Genomic DNA, 14,227 nt, shown 5'->3' on the forward strand with positions numbered 1-14,227 from the left:
ATGAATGAGAATGTTTATATCGGCGAGGTTATAGGTCCAGATTGTGAAAGTGTTAACAATAAACTCACCGTCACAAGTAAGGCCACAGTTCAGCCTGTAGCCCTGATGAGATTAAATGTTTTTGTTCCTTCAAGCAGGCCTGCAAAGGGCACCAGAACATCAATCGATGCGACCTCTGTTCTCAAGGATCTGGAATTCTCAAGGCGGGAGGGGTACGACGATATTCGTATAACCGGTGAACGGTTGAGTATGGCCATCGACTTCAAGGTATGGGTCGGTATCATAGAAGCTTTCAGTAAGTACGGTTTAAAAACCAACAGCATTAAGCTTACTTTTCATGAGTTTGCTGGAATGTGCCGCTTTGAGTCTAAGAGATTCGATTCCCGTCTTAGAAAAAGTATTTCAGAAGCTTTGACCAGGATACGTGGCAAGACCATTACCTTTACCCGTAGCGACTCAGAGGGCCTTCAAAAAGTTTCCGTAACAGGTTTGCTTAAGACAGGTGAACTGGATTTTGCAAACGACCAGGTGGAACTTGAAGCTGATCAGCGACTATGGGAACTCTACCAAACTGATTACACTGTTCTGCTACGACATAAACCGATAAACGCTTTAACCCGAAAGGAAGCAGCTCAGGCCCTGTATACTTTCATCGAAAGCCTGCCTACGAACCCAGTCCCCATATCTTTCAAACGAATACGAGACAGGCTCTCATTGCTCTCTCCGGTAAAGGAACAGAACCGTATCATTAAACTGGCCCTCAAGCAGTTGCAGGATATTGGGTACCTTGACCACAGCATCACCAAAAAAGGTAAAGAGACTTTCATTCTGATCCACCGTCGCTCAGCAAATCTGAAACCAGGAACAGCTGTATAAGGTGTGTCAAAACGGGAAAGCAACGCGATTAAGGTGTGTTGAAACGGGAGGTCTCTTCTTAAACATCTTGATAGGTGTGTTGTAGGGGGAAGCCTCGCCTTAAACGTCTTAATAGGTGTGTTGTAGCGGGATGAGAACCTGTTAAATGTGTGTTTTTATCTGTATATACTTACGCACCTTCCCACTTCAACACACCTTTTTGGATAGAAATGAGAAGCTATCCCGCTTCTCACCACCTTTTACCAAATTTGTCTCACCGACTCCCCACTTCGACACACCGAAGATTCAAAGGCTTCCCACTACGCCCCACTTTTTGCTTCACGCGGTCATAACTGGTTGATACTACCCTCCCTAAAGGTAGCCTGGAGTTGAAAGCCGCATTATGTGGTTCTATGGGGATTTCGGATAAAGGCACCACTTTGCCATCTTGTTATCTTGTTATCTTGTTATCTTGCTATCTTGCTATCTTGCTATCTTGTTATATTGTTATCCTAACATCTTACTAATTTGTTAAGATACAAAAACAATTCAGTTATAAATCACACAGTTAACAACTTAACAAGATATTAACTTAATAAAGAAATTGCAATATTGTCGCCTGTTTGGCAATATTAAGTTGTTAACTTAACAACTTAATATGAGGCTATGATGATAATAGTATTGGGTAGTCAAAAGGGTGGGGTTGGTAAAAGTACACTGGCGGTATCTATAGCTGCGTATCTGATGTCACTGGGCAATAGAGTGATCATTGTCGACGCAGATGACCAGAAATCTGTATTGACCTGGTACAACAATCGTCCTGAAGATCTTCCCCATATTCCGGTTACTGGCGCAACAGGCAACATCAAAGCCATGCTAAAGGAACACGAGAAATCTTATGACTTTGTCATCGCAGACTGTGCTGGCCGCGACAGTGCAGAAATGCGTAGTGGGTTGATGGCCGCTGACGTATTCATTTCTCCGTTGCGGCCTTCTCAGATGGACCTGGATGTAGTGCCTCATACATGCTCTGTTTTTACAGCAGCAAAAGATTTTAATGAGGACGTCCGGGGATATCTCGTTTTAAACATGACGCCCACGAACATGTTTGTCAATGAAGCAAATCAGGCAGCTGACGTACTCAAGGATTATCCTGAAATGCGTCTGGCTAGTTCCCGAGTTTGTGATCGAAAAGCGCATCGAGATGCCTGGGCAGAATCAATGACAATTTTTGAAACGCAAAATGACAAAGCACAACAAGAAATCGAATCGTTAGTTAAAGAGGTTATTCTGTGAGAAATAGAGCAAATACTCCATCTCGTGATGAGGCAGCGTTTATTAACGGTGGTACTGCTGGTATTGATAATACCAAAGTGACTTCAGAGAGACCATTGGCTGTAAGTAAAGCAAAACCAGTGAGCATTTCCTTTTTTGAAGAAAACTTAAAAGACATTGATGATCTTATAACGGGTGAAATGATTTCAGGTAAAAGCAGAGTGAATCGTTCTGACGTAGTCAGGGCAGCGGTAGAGGCACTAAAAAGTTTATCAAAAACAGAGATATCCAGATTAATCGCAGAAGCGAAACAACGATAATATCTTGTTATCTTGTTATCTTGTTATCTTGTTATCTTGTTATCTTGTTATCTTGTTCAGGGTGGTAACACCTTTTATATCGAGGCAACAACTTCGTGATAGTGAAAATTTGCGGATGGCCTCAGTCCTATACATAAGGGGATATACATGAATTCAAATACTACAATCGCCTTACATTTTTCGCTTGCATTACTATTTACGTTGCTATCAGTGGCTGGTAGCAACCATGATTTAGCAGGAGTTGTATCTCAATTATTCCTTATTTTCATGGCTGCATTTTTTTTCTTTAGGGCAATGAGGGCCTTTCTGAACATAATTAATGTGATTGAAAGCTGTAAAAAGTGAGGCTGGATAAGCCCCCATTAAGCTTGGACTGTTTCCCACACAAGAACTACTTTTGGTCGAAACCTGGGGTATTACCCATAGTTGACCTATGTAGATTGGTTTGGGGTTAACTTTTTTATCAACGCAACAGCTTCAGCTTCCGGCATAGCAAACTGCACCCGGTGCCGTGCCGCGACATCGAGCGCAAACACCTTCGTATAGACCTCCGTGGAACTGATCGATTTGTGGCCCATCAGGCTCTGCAAAACCTTCAGAGGTATGCCGGCGTACAGCATATGCATCGCGTAGGAGTGACGGAACGTATGGGGGGTAACCGGTACTGAGAACGTCACCCCGTCGGCCGCTGCGGCCTCCACCGCTTCGCTAAGCCAGGTGCGCACGGTACGGTCTGTGATCTCCCAGATACGTGCCTTCTCCATTCTGCCGGTGCGCTTGTTTCGTCTTTCCAGCGGAATTTTCAGGGTGGCCACCATCATCTGCAGCTGGCTGACATAGTGGTGATCGGAAAGGGGAACCAGACGATGGACCTGACTGCCTGCGGGGGCACGACCTGCCGTCCTGGCCGCTTTCTCGGTGCGCTGCTTGAGCGTGGCCAGCTGCACGAACGGATACGGCGGCACCAGCGAAAAATCCCCCCGGGTCAGCGCGAGCGCTTCATTAATGCGCGCGCCGGTGTTCCACAGCGTCGCCAGCAGCATCTTGCGGTGAAGATCCGGCACGTAATGGAGCAGGGCGCTGACTTCCGGCGCCAGCAGGTATTTCGGCAGTTCATCCTGCACGAGCGCCATCTGGCGCAGGGCGAGGGCGGCAGGGTAATCGATGGCCACCGGGAGCAATGTTCCGGGAGATGCCGGAGATCCAACTGGAACCAGGTTATTCATAATTTCTGTTAACTTTTTTCGGCTATTTGCATTCTGAGGTAGGATCGCAAATTTAGCTAGGAATTGAAATACATCCCCTTTTGTGCAAAATCTGGTTGACATTCGCAGATTGACTACATTACCGTTCCGTGCAAAAGGTGGTTGGAGTCCAAAATGAACGAATTTACGGGATCGGCAGCTTCACAGGCTGACTTTATTTGGAAGAATGCGGAAGACCTTTGGGGGGACTTCAAGCATACGGACTTTGGCAAGATCATTTTGCCGTTTACCTTGCTGCGCCGCCTGGAGTGTGCGCTGGAGCCGACCCGCGAGGCGGTGAGAGAAGCGCATGACGCTTTCAAGGATGCAGATGTTGAGCTGGATACCATTCTGCGCTCAACCGCTGAATACCCCTTCTACAACACCTCTGAATACTCCCTTGGCACCCTGGGTAGTACCAAGACGCGCCGCAATCTGGAAGACTACATCGCCCTGTTTTCGGATAACGCCCGCGCTATCTTCGAGGAGTTTGAGTTTGGCAATACGGTGATCCGGCTGGAGAAAGCGGGCTTGCTGTACAAGATTTGCCAGAACTTTGCCAAGATCGACCTGCACCCGGACGTGGTGCCGGATCGGGTGATGAGTAACATCTACGAACACCTGATTCGCCGCTTTGGTGCCGAGGTCAATGAAGGGGCCGAGGACTTCATGACGCCGCGTGACATCGTTCACCTGGCGACCGCATTGCTGCTTGACCCGGATGATGCCCTGTTTGAGGCCAGCCCCGGTTTGATTCGTACTCTGTATGACCCGACCTGTGGCACGGGTGGCTTCCTCACCGATGCCATGAACCATGTGGGCGACTACGGTAACCGCGACAAGATCCCGCCAGTGCTGGTGCCGCACGGGCAGGAGTTGGAGCCGGAAACCCATGCGGTTTGTGTGGCCGGTATGCTGATCCGCCGTTTGGAGTCCGACCCTGGCCGAGATCTGTCGAAGAACATTCGTCAGGGCAGCACGCTGTCCAATGACCAGTTTGCCGGTGAGCGTTTCCACTACTGCCTGTCCAATCCGCCTTTTGGCAAGAAATGGGAGAAGGACAAAACCGCCGTCGAAGCGGAACACAAAAAAGGCGAGCTGGGCCGGTTTGGGCCGGGCCTGCCGAAAATTAGCGATGGCTCCATGCTGTTTTTGATGCACCTGGCGAGCAAGCTAGAACTGCCGATCAACGGCGGTGGCCGCGCCGCTATCGTGCTGTCGGGTTCGCCACTGTTTAACGGCGGTGCCGCGTCTGGCGAATCGGAAATCCGCCGTTGGTTGCTGGAAGACGACCTGATTGAAGCCATTGTGGCTCTGCCAACGGATCTGTTCTTCCGCACCAATATCGCCACCTACCTGTGGATTCTGTCCAACAAGAAGCCGCAGGAGCGCAAAGGCAAGGTGCAGTTGATCAACGCCACCGACCTGTGGACTTCAATCCGCAACGAGGGTAACAAGCGCCGTATTGTCAGCGATGAGCAGCGCCGCCAGATTCTGGACATCTACGCCGCATGCGAAACCGGTACGCTTTCCCGTATGCTGGACTACCGTACCTTTGGCTACCGCCGTATCAAGGTCTTGCGTCCGCTGCGCATGACCCTGGAGCTTGATAAGGTGGGCATGGAGCGGCTGGAAGCCGAAGCTGCCTGGGAAAAGCTCTCTGAGGCGCATCAGACATTCTGGCGCGAAGCCCTCAAGCCGTTGATCGGGCAAACGCAGCCCTATAGCTGGGCAGAAACCTTTGTCAGGGACGCGATCAAGTCCGTCGAAGCCAAGCAGCTCAAGGTCAAATCCAGCAAGACATTGATCACCGCGCTGATCAACGCCTTTGGTCACAAAGACCCGAAAGCCGAGCCAGTCACGGATTCAAACGGCGAGCTGGTGCCAGACACAGATTTAACTGATTACGAGAACGTCCCCTATCTGGAGGACATCGACGACTACTTTACCCGCGAAGTGCTTCCTCATGTGCCGGATGCCTGGCTGGATGAGAGCTTTACCGATGCAAGGGATGGCCAATTGGGCCGCGTTGGCTACGAGATCAACTTCAACCGCTTCTTCTACCAGTACCAGCCTCCGCGCAAGCTGCATGATATTGATGAAGACCTGAAGCAGGTAGAAGCCGAGATTGCCGCGCTACTGGCGGAGGTGGCCAGCGAATGAGCCAGTACAGAGCATATCCCGCGTATAAGGATTCCGGCGTTGAGTGGATTGGGCAGGTGCCTGAGCATTGGAAGGTAGCGAGAGTCAAGCGACTGGCGTCATTGCGCAATGAACGACGAAATGATGTATCTACTGATACCATTTATATCGGACTTGAGGATGTAGAAGCAGGATCAGGGCAGTACAAGCCAACGAATGGAAGCTCCCGTCAATCAGAAGATTCAACTGTAGGCATCTTTTATGAAGGGGATGTCCTGTACGGTAAGCTGCGTCCATATTTGCGAAAAGCCATTATTTCAGAGATGGCAGGGTGCTGCTCAACAGAATTTTTGGTTCTGAGGGCTGAAAAAACAGAACCCAGATGGCTGCAAGAATGGCTTTTAACTCCTGATGTAACGCATCAAATAGTGTCAGGATGCGAGGGAGCGAAAATGCCTCGTGCAGATTGGGGGCATATCGGTTCAATTGAAGTTGTATACCCAGATCAGCCTGAGCAAGCGAAAATACTAACCTCCCTCGACCGCGAAACCGCCCGCATTGATGCGCTTATCGAGAAGAAAACCCGCTTTATCGAGCTACTGAATGAAAAGCGCCAGGCGCTGATTACCCATGCTGTCACCAAGGGGCTAGACCCCAACGTGAAGATGAAGGATTCCGGCATTGAGTGGATTGGGCAGGTGCCTGAGCATTGGAAGGTAGCGAGAGTCAAGCGACTGGCGTCATTGCGCAATGAACGACGAAATGATGTATCTACTGATACCATTTATATCGGACTTGAGGATGTAGAAGCAGGATCAGGGCAGTACAAGCCAACGAATGGAAGCTCCCGTCAATCAGAAGATTCAACTGTAGGCATCTTTTATGAAGGGGATGTCCTGTACGGTAAGCTGCGTCCATATTTGCGAAAAGCCATTATTTCAGAGATGGCAGGGTGCTGCTCAACAGAATTTTTGGTTCTGAGGGCTGAAAAAACAGAACCCAGATGGCTGCAAGAATGGCTTTTAACTCCTGATGTAACGCATCAAATAGTGTCAGGATGCGAGGGAGCGAAAATGCCTCGTGCAGATTGGGGGCATATCGGTTCAATTGAAGTTGTATACCCAGATCAGCCTGAGCAAGCGAAAATACTAACCTCCCTCGACCGCGAAACCGCCCGCATTGATGCTCTGATTAGCAAGGCGGAACAAAGTATCACCCTGCTCAAAGAACGCCGCGCCGCCTTTATCACCGCCGCTGTCACCGGCCAGATTGATTTGCGAGGAAAACAATAAATGCAATCAGCAGCACATCAGGAAAAACACTTCCAGCAATACATCATTGACCGGTTGGTAGATCAGGGCTGGAAGCTGGGTGATTCCAAGTTCTACGACACCGAGCGGGCGGTGTACCCCGAAGACCTGGAAAGCTGGATCAAAACCAGCGGCCAGCAGGAAAAATGGGACAAGCTGGAACGGCTCAACGGGGCCAAAACCCTTGAAGTGCTGATGGACCGCCTAGATAAAGCACTGGAGAAACAAGGCACCATGCAGGTGTTGCGCCAGGGCTTTTCTATTGCCGGTTGCGGCCTGATCGAGATGACCGAGGTCGCACCGGAAGACAAGCGCAATGCAGCAGTCATTGAGCGCTACCAGGCCAATATCCTGCGCGTGGTGCCGGAGCTGAAGTATCACCCGGCCCGTGAATTTGCCATTGATCTGGTGCTGTTTATCAACGGTCTGCCGGTGGCAACCGTCGAACTGAAGACCGACTTCACCCAGTCCTGCGAAGCGGCCATGGATCAGTACCGCAATAATCGCCTGCCATATGACGCCAAGACCAAACGCAGGGAACCGCTGCTGACCTTCAAGCGTGGGGCTGTGGTACATTTCGCCATGTCCGACTCTGAAATCATGATGGCGACCAAGCTGGATGGAGAAAACACCTTCTTTCTGCCGTTCAATAAGGGGCGCAAGGACGAAAGCGGCACGGTACATGCGGGTAACCCGCCAGGTGAGATTAAGGCCGATGGTACTCAGGAATACCCTGTAGCCTACTTCTGGGAGGAGGTCTGCCAGCCGAATGCCTGGCTGCGGATTTTCCATAGCTTTGTCTACGTCGAGAAAAAGGACGTGGTGGATATTCAGGGCAACTGGTCGAAGAAAGAAACCCTGATTTTCCCGCGCTTTCACCAATGGACGGCAGTGAACCAGATGCTGGCCGATGCTCGCGAAAATGGCGCAGGCATGACCTACCTGTGTGACCACAGCGCAGGTTCCGGCAAGACCAGCACCATTTCCTGGACGGCCCATGACTTGGTGAAACTGCGCGAAGATAACGGCGACGCGGTGTTTAACAGCGTGATCATTGTCACCGACCGTAATGTGCTGGACGGCCAGCTTCAGGACGCGGTGAAGCAGATTGACCATCAGTTTGGTGTGATCGCCGCCATTGACCGGCAGAAGTCATCCAAGTCCAAGAGCAAACAGCTCTCGGATGCCTTGTTGTCTGGCACGCCGATTGTGGTAGTCACGATCCAGACCTTCCCCTACGCGATGGAAGCCATCATCACTGACAAGGCCCTGAAAGGGAAAAACTTTGCTGTGATCATTGATGAGGCGCATAACTCGCAGACTGGCTCTACCGCCGCTAAGCTGCAAGCCGCGCTGGGGATGAGCGGACAAGGCAAGATGTCCACCATGACGGTGGATGAACTACTGGAGCAACTGCAAAAGTCCCGCGCCCGCCCGGACAATATCAGCTACTTCGCCTTTACCGGCACGCCCAAGCACTCCACTTTGATGCTGTTTGGTCGCCCGACAGATCCAAGCCAACCGATCTCGGACGATAACCCGCCGCAAGCCTTCCATCTGTACACCATGCGCCAGGCCATTGAGGAGAAATTCATTCTCGATGTGTTGAACGGCTATGTGCCCTACAAAACGGCCTTCAACCTTTCCAAGCAGCTTGAAGACAGCAAGCGGGTAAGCGGCAAGGCCGCCAAACGCGCCCTGGCACAGTGGATGTCATTGCATCCCACCAATGTGACCCAGAAGGTACAGTTTATCGTTGAGCACTTCACCAAAAACGTCGCCCACCGGCTGGATGGCAAGGCCAAGGCGATGGTCGTGACCAGCTCCCGTGCCGCTGCCATTCGCTACAAAAAGGCGTTTGACCGCTATATCGAGCAGCACAGCGAGTACGGCTTTATTCATTCACTGGTGGCCTTCTCCGGCAAGATGACCGGTAAGCAGGTGATGCACCAGGATGACAGCGAGTTCAAGGATGATGTGTTTATCGTCGATGAGAACGAGGAATTCACCGAGCAGAGCATGAACCCGGATGTCCACGGGCAGGATTTGCGCTTTGCCTTTGACCGCCCGGAATACCGGGTGATGTTGGTGGCCGACAAGTTCCAGACTGGCTTTGACCAGCCCAAACTGGTCGCCATGTACGTGGACAAGAAAATCGCCAACCATGTGGAGATTGTGCAGACCTTCGCCCGCCTGAACCGGACGGCGCCCGGGAAGGATGAAGTCTTTATCATCGACTTCGTGAACGATCCAGAGAACGTGCGCAAGGCCTTTGCCACCTATGACAAGGGCGCTCACATCGGCGAAGTGCAAGACCTCAATGTGGTCTACGAGATCAAGGAGCGACTGGACGAGCACGGCCTGTACGACGAGAAGGACTTGGCCGCGTTCAAAGAAGCCCGCTTCAAAACCATACGTGACATCACCCATACTAAATCGCCACAGCACAAGGCGCTGTATGCCGCTACAGCTGGAGCGACGGCCTTGTATAACGACAAGATGAAAATGTTGCGCGGTGGCATGGCAACCTGGGAAGCAGCGTTTGAGAAGGCCCGCGCCAAGGGTGATGAGGCGGGCATGAAGTCTGCCGATCACCACCAGGATGAGTATGCCGAGCAAATCAAGGCGCTGATGGGCTTCAAGTCGGACCTGGGGCGCTTCTGCCGTACCTATTCCTATATCGCCCAACTGATTGATTTTGGCGACCCGGAGTTGGAGAACTTTGCCGCTTTCGCCAAGCTGCTGCAAAAGCGCCTTCAGCACGAAGCACCGGAAACCGTGGACTTGACAGGCCTGGTGCTTACTGGCTTTGACATCAATGCTCGACCCGATGACGTAGAAGACGAAGGCAAAACCCCGGTATTGCAACCAGCAGGTGCAGGCGGTGGTGGCGCGGCAGGCGACAAGCCGAAATTCGTCAAAGAGATTATCGAGAAGCTCAACAGCCTGTTTGGTGAGGCGACGCCGATCCAGGATCAGGTTGCTTTCGTTAATCAGATTTCAGCGATTACCGGTGAAAGCGATGTCGTCATGGCTCAGGTGGAAAGCAACACCCGTGAGCAGGCTATGAAAGGCAACCTCCCCGGTGCTGTGCAGCAAGCGGTTGTTCGTGCTTTGTCCAGTCATCAGAAGCTGGCAACCCAGGTGCTCAAGTCTGACCGTCAGGGCATGACCGCATTGGTTGATATGGTGTATGACCTGCTGCGTGAAGGCAAAGACATCGATCTGGGTATGGATTAAGCCGATGCTCGACCTGCTGAATCTGCCAGGCATCAAGCCGGTCGATATGCGCCACGAAGGCAAGTGCCTTGTGATAGTTGCTGAGCCGGTAACGGTCCAGGTGCCGTTATGTGGGGACTGCAACATCCCTATGCACAGACACGGTACGCGCAAAAACAAGTTCATGGACACGCCGTTGTACATGGAGCCCGTCCGCCTTGAAGTTCAGCGCCCGCGCTTTCGCTGTGAGTCGTGCGGAAAAATGTCCATGCCGGAGTTGAGTTTTCTGGATGACAAACGCCGAGCCACCAAACGGCTGGTCGATGTTATTCGGCAACAGTGCCTGGGAACCACCTTCCATGCTTTAGCCGAGCAAACCGGTGTGGCGGTGAACACCGTCAAGAACATCGCTCACGATCTCATTGAGGAACTCTCCCAAACCGTTCGTTACGAAACCCCTGTCATCATGGGTATTGACGAAGTGAACCTGGCCGGAGGGTATCGCTGTGTAATCACCAATCTGGCAACCAACAACGTCTTTGATATGTTGGAGCATCGTACTCAAGAGAATTTGAATCCCTTCTTCAAGGATTTGCCGGATGCTGACAAGGTGGAATGGGTCTGTACGGATATGTGGCGACCCTTCAAGCGTTCCTTTGCTCAGTATCTGCCCAACGCCAAACTGGTGATCGATAAGTTCCATGTCGTCAAGATTGCCTCTGAAGCCCTGGAAGCGGAGCGCAAGAACTATCAGGCACAGTTAAGCAAAGAAGATCGCATTTACGTCAAAAAGTCCATTCGCTGGCTTACCCTGAAGCGACCCGGCAACCTGACGCCCGCAGAGCAAAAGGCGCTGGAGGTTGTAAAGCAGGCGATCCCAGCACTTGCCATGGCCTATGACTTCAAGGAAGCCTTCTTCTGCATCTACGACGAACCCGACAAGCAGAGTGCTCAGAACGCCTTTGAGGCTTGGAAGAACAGCCTGCCGCCTTATGGCATGGAGCCTTTCAAAAAACTGGTAAAAACGGTACACAACCATTACGACGACATCTTTGCCTACTGGGATGCGCCGTTCTCACTCACCAATGGCTATACCGAAGGGCTCAACGGTTTGATCAAGATGTCCAACCGGTTAGGTCGGGGTTATAGCTATGAGATCATCCGTGCAAAGACGTTGTACTCCAAAGAAGCCCGCAAGGTTGGCAGTGGTATTCGAGCAGGACGAGGCAAGGTCGAGTATGGACCGCACATTCCGACATTGTTGAAGCAGGCAGAAGGTGGAGAGTTGGATTAACGCGAGAGAGGGCGCGTCTGAGAATCCAACCAATGTTAGATTTTCGCAGGGTGCTGAAAAACAGAGAAATCCAACCAGAAGCAGCTTTTTGTCCGACTAAGAATCAAGGGTTAGAATGGATGAATTCCAACCCTAGAATGCAAATAGCCCTTTTTTCTTTGCCGAGAATTTTCTTCGTAATATTACCGGAGTCAGGATGACTAACCAGCCAGCGACGGCCAGCCAGAAAACAGACGAAGTCACAAACAAAACTACCCCGTCAATGACGGTAGACACGATATTTTCGGGCACAGGTTTCACTCCTCTTCAGTGGGTGGCTATGGAACGGGAACATTCATGACACCAACATCCAGTAGATAAAGCACAGAAAACCCATCCCCCATCCCCAGAACAGGATCTGGCCGCGGTATTTATCCCGCAGGTTAAAAAATGGATGTGCCTGCAGGTCAACGAGCTCCTCACTTTGCGAGGCAAGCTCCCTTTCCAGCTCCAGGATTCTTTTCTGCGACTGAGCACACAGGGTAGCCAGCCGGATGACCCCGGTTGCCCGTTGCGCCACCTCCAGGTCTGAATCCCCGCTCTGCGGCAGAGACAGTTTTTCTGCCCGCAGCGGCAGGGCGTCACATTTATCGTCCGGGAGCTGGCCCTCTTTCCTGTGCAACAGATGATAAAATGGACGATTCTTAAGTGAAGTAATTAACTGTTTTTGCGACCGTTTTTTGCCTTCGAGCTGCGCGATTTTTTCCTGCAGCCCGCGATAACAGTCTTCCAGCCGGCGTACCGCGGATACCAGGGGCTCCACCCGGAGCGTTGAGCACCTGCCCCGTGGCAACTGCAGTTCGTCTGCCCGCAGCGGCATTGAGCTGGTATCCCCCGCCGGGAACCGGAAACCCATTGCGTGCCACAGCCTGTCCCTCCGGATCTTGTTTTCTTCGTTTTCTTCATCAACCCGGGAAATTTCAATCGGCAAAACCAGGGTTGCTGGCGGAAGGCCTCTGGCCCAGAGAACAAACTGCTGCGTGATCCAGCTACCCAGGCCGAGTCCCTGCAGGCGGCGTTCCAGTCTGAACTCATCTGTAAACAGATGCAGGGCCTTCTGTTGAGGCCAGTAGATTGCAGTGAAAGTCTGAGTCTTCGTCAGTTCGGTATCGGCCAGGTACAGTGTCATTATGCAGGAGACCCGGTACAATCCGTCGGGAAAATGGTCAGAAGTTGGCCCCCACGATTCCTCCCTGCTCAGAATAACGACCAGATTTTCCTCCTGGCGGGTACTGTTATTTGTAATGATCTCCGGCAATGTCACGAGCCACATTGTTTTGTCGTCACCAGTCCGGGTAACACAGTCGGTCATGTATTTTTCCCTAACAGTGAACAATACACTTTAAAGACCTTATTGATGAGGCAGGCTTTCCACGGCGGAGCGCTGTGTTCAGACTGCGGCAGATGGTAGTCACCCGTGAGCACCCAGAAATCAGGCTGGCCTGATTGTTCTGCCACCATTCTGCCGTTTCGTTTGAGAATTTTTGGAGATCGCCATTTCTGACGCCTGCGGGCTGTCTCGATGGGGCTGTCCTCATTAAGGCCAGAATAAAGCCACAGCTCCTGGTGGCCATATACATCCTCAAGCTCCCGGACCACATCGTTAAATGAGCTAAATGTTGGTGTACCCATACCTCGCCTCAAAAATAGTATCCGGTTCAATAGTCATTCTTGCCAAACAGCTGAGGCAGTTCATCAAACAACATCACATGGCGGGTGCGCTTTCCCTTGAAAATGCGCCTCATCACTGGCGTGAAATCCGCAGGCTCCCAGCCATAGGGCCACGTATAGAAGATTCCGGCTTTCAGCGTGTTATCTGGTCGTTCAGGGCCAGCGACGATACGTCTTACCTCCGCGCTCAGGGCCTCACCGCGCAGGCCGTACTGTCCCAGGTAACGACGCAGCCGCGTTCTCGGCATCCGCGGATCGGATTTCACGTAAGCATTAATATCCATATGCTGCGTGGCGGTGATGATATTCATGCCGCACTTGCGCATGGTGCTGAAAGCGGTGGCCATCACGTCTGTCTCTGGTTCGCCATCAGTTCTGTTCATCTGGTTTCCTTTTACTGACTTAAGGGTGTTTGTGTGAACCGTTCGTTTAAGCTGACCCCGCGAAAGCCTGCAGGGCATCCGCTCCGGAGGGCAGTTCATGCTGAGGGTTAAGCTCTGCGGCAATGCTTCGTTTTGACATCCTCGATGTCTTTCAGGGCGGGGAGGCTGTCAAATTCCCCAGAACATCAGGTTTATCGCATTTTTGATGTCATTTTCCCGGTGGCTGAGATCGGCCACTTCCTCCCCGGTGACGGAGGACGTGACGCTGGCCATGTCCGTGGTCATCAGGCGGTAGCTTTCGTCCCCGATGTGCACCACCGGATAGAGTTCACGGGAAACCTTATCCGACAGCAGCCAGGCGCTGGCCAGCGGGATCACCATCCGTCGCCCGGGGGTATCGATGATGTCACTCTGCACATCCACGAACAGACGATAGCGGCTCTCTCTTTTATAGGCATAAACCTTAAACTGCATC

General features: G+C 51.7%; 11 protein-coding genes and 1 pseudogene. 7 read left to right on the top strand and 5 right to left on the bottom strand.

Features of this window, described 5'->3' with window-relative positions; genetic code table 11:
• From Electrica_RS28710 to Electrica_RS29085, 3 genes are all read left to right on the top strand, one after another.
• On the top strand, window positions 1-876 hold the full coding sequence (locus tag Electrica_RS28710) for a RepB family plasmid replication initiator protein (protein ID WP_004098982.1): 876 nt from the start codon (window positions 1-3) through the stop codon (window positions 874-876).
• A 648-nt stretch (window positions 877-1,524) separates the two neighbouring features.
• A complete protein-coding gene (locus Electrica_RS27585) occupies window positions 1,525-2,151 on the top strand; it encodes a ParA family plasmid-partitioning AAA ATPase (protein ID WP_004197649.1) in 627 nt (208 codons plus the stop codon).
• Complete coding sequence (locus Electrica_RS29085; protein WP_004197636.1) at window positions 2,148-2,450, top strand: hypothetical protein; 303 nt, start codon at window positions 2,148-2,150, stop codon at window positions 2,448-2,450. Before Electrica_RS27585 ends, Electrica_RS29085 begins: the two co-directional genes overlap by 4 nt.
• A gap of 431 nt (window positions 2,451-2,881) precedes the next feature.
• Here Electrica_RS29085 and Electrica_RS27595 read toward each other — a convergent pair whose 3' ends face one another.
• Window positions 2,882-3,676 carry a site-specific integrase gene (locus Electrica_RS27595; RefSeq protein ID WP_004197635.1) on the bottom strand — a complete coding sequence of 265 codons (795 nt, stop codon included), beginning with the start codon at window positions 3,674-3,676 and terminating at the stop codon, window positions 2,882-2,884.
• A gap of 153 nt (window positions 3,677-3,829) precedes the next feature.
• Between Electrica_RS27595 and Electrica_RS27600 the strand changes: the two genes are divergently transcribed.
• The 4 genes and pseudogenes from Electrica_RS27600 to Electrica_RS27615 all read left to right on the top strand — a co-directional run bounded on the left by Electrica_RS27600 (window position 3,830) and on the right by Electrica_RS27615 (window position 11,659).
• Window positions 3,830-5,857, top strand: a complete 2,028-nt coding sequence (locus Electrica_RS27600) for a type I restriction-modification system subunit M (RefSeq protein ID WP_019706038.1) — start codon at window positions 3,830-3,832, stop codon at window positions 5,855-5,857.
• Between the two features lie 524 nt (window positions 5,858-6,381).
• A pseudogene (locus Electrica_RS29480) lies at window positions 6,382-7,128 on the top strand (restriction endonuclease subunit S); the annotation flags it as partial.
• Entirely contained in the window at window positions 7,129-10,386 is a 3,258-nt protein-coding gene (locus tag Electrica_RS27610) for a type I restriction endonuclease subunit R (protein ID WP_019705992.1), read from the top strand.
• A 4-nt stretch (window positions 10,387-10,390) separates the two neighbouring features.
• On the top strand, window positions 10,391-11,659 hold the full coding sequence (locus Electrica_RS27615) for an ISL3-like element ISKpn25 family transposase (protein WP_142255980.1): 1,269 nt from the start codon (window positions 10,391-10,393) through the stop codon (window positions 11,657-11,659).
• A gap of 334 nt (window positions 11,660-11,993) precedes the next feature.
• Here Electrica_RS27615 and Electrica_RS27620 read toward each other — a convergent pair whose 3' ends face one another.
• The 4 genes from Electrica_RS27620 to ccdB form a co-directional block, all read right to left on the bottom strand.
• Window positions 11,994-13,010 (bottom strand): hypothetical protein, encoded by a 1,017-nt coding sequence (locus Electrica_RS27620; RefSeq protein ID WP_020315256.1) that lies wholly within the window; start codon window positions 13,008-13,010, stop codon window positions 11,994-11,996.
• On the bottom strand, window positions 13,007-13,330 hold the full coding sequence (locus tag Electrica_RS27625) for a hypothetical protein (protein ID WP_022644730.1): 324 nt from the start codon (window positions 13,328-13,330) through the stop codon (window positions 13,007-13,009). The genes Electrica_RS27620 and Electrica_RS27625 overlap by 4 nt, the downstream gene beginning before the upstream one ends.
• A 26-nt stretch (window positions 13,331-13,356) precedes the next feature.
• Window positions 13,357-13,752: a hypothetical protein gene (locus Electrica_RS27630; protein ID WP_072158608.1), complete on the bottom strand. Its 396-nt coding sequence runs from the start codon at window positions 13,750-13,752 to the stop codon at window positions 13,357-13,359.
• Between the two features lie 168 nt (window positions 13,753-13,920).
• The gene (gene ccdB / locus Electrica_RS27635; RefSeq protein ID WP_001568026.1) at window positions 13,921-14,226 is read right to left on the bottom strand and encodes a type II toxin-antitoxin system toxin CcdB; all 306 of its coding nucleotides are present in this window, start codon (window positions 14,224-14,226) and stop codon (window positions 13,921-13,923) included.
• Between the last annotated feature and the right edge of the window lies 1 nt (window position 14,227).

This window comes from Klebsiella electrica (genome assembly GCF_006711645.1).
GTDB lineage: Bacteria > Pseudomonadota > Gammaproteobacteria > Enterobacterales > Enterobacteriaceae > Klebsiella > Klebsiella electrica.

Excerpts from the sequence above, each read along its gene's own strand:
- Electrica_RS28710 (WP_004098982.1), top strand. The coding sequence starts at position 1 with ATGAATGAGAATGTTTATATCGGCGAGGTTATAGGTCCAGATTGTGAA.
- Electrica_RS27585 (WP_004197649.1), top strand. The coding sequence starts at position 1,525 with ATGATAATAGTATTGGGTAGTCAAAAGGGTGGGGTTGGTAAAAGTACA.
- Electrica_RS27595 (WP_004197635.1), bottom strand. The coding sequence starts at position 3,676 with ATGAATAACCTGGTTCCAGTTGGATCTCCGGCATCTCCCGGAACATTG.
- Electrica_RS27600 (WP_019706038.1), top strand. The coding sequence starts at position 3,830 with ATGAACGAATTTACGGGATCGGCAGCTTCACAGGCTGACTTTATTTGG.
- Electrica_RS27610 (WP_019705992.1), top strand. The coding sequence starts at position 7,129 with ATGCAATCAGCAGCACATCAGGAAAAACACTTCCAGCAATACATCATT.
- Electrica_RS27615 (WP_142255980.1), top strand. The coding sequence starts at position 10,391 with ATGCTCGACCTGCTGAATCTGCCAGGCATCAAGCCGGTCGATATGCGC.
- Electrica_RS27620 (WP_020315256.1), bottom strand. The coding sequence starts at position 13,010 with ATGACCGACTGTGTTACCCGGACTGGTGACGACAAAACAATGTGGCTC.
- Electrica_RS27625 (WP_022644730.1), bottom strand. The coding sequence starts at position 13,330 with ATGGGTACACCAACATTTAGCTCATTTAACGATGTGGTCCGGGAGCTT.
- Electrica_RS27630 (WP_072158608.1), bottom strand. The coding sequence starts at position 13,752 with ATGAACAGAACTGATGGCGAACCAGAGACAGACGTGATGGCCACCGCT.
- ccdB (WP_001568026.1), bottom strand. The coding sequence starts at position 14,226 with ATGCAGTTTAAGGTTTATGCCTATAAAAGAGAGAGCCGCTATCGTCTG.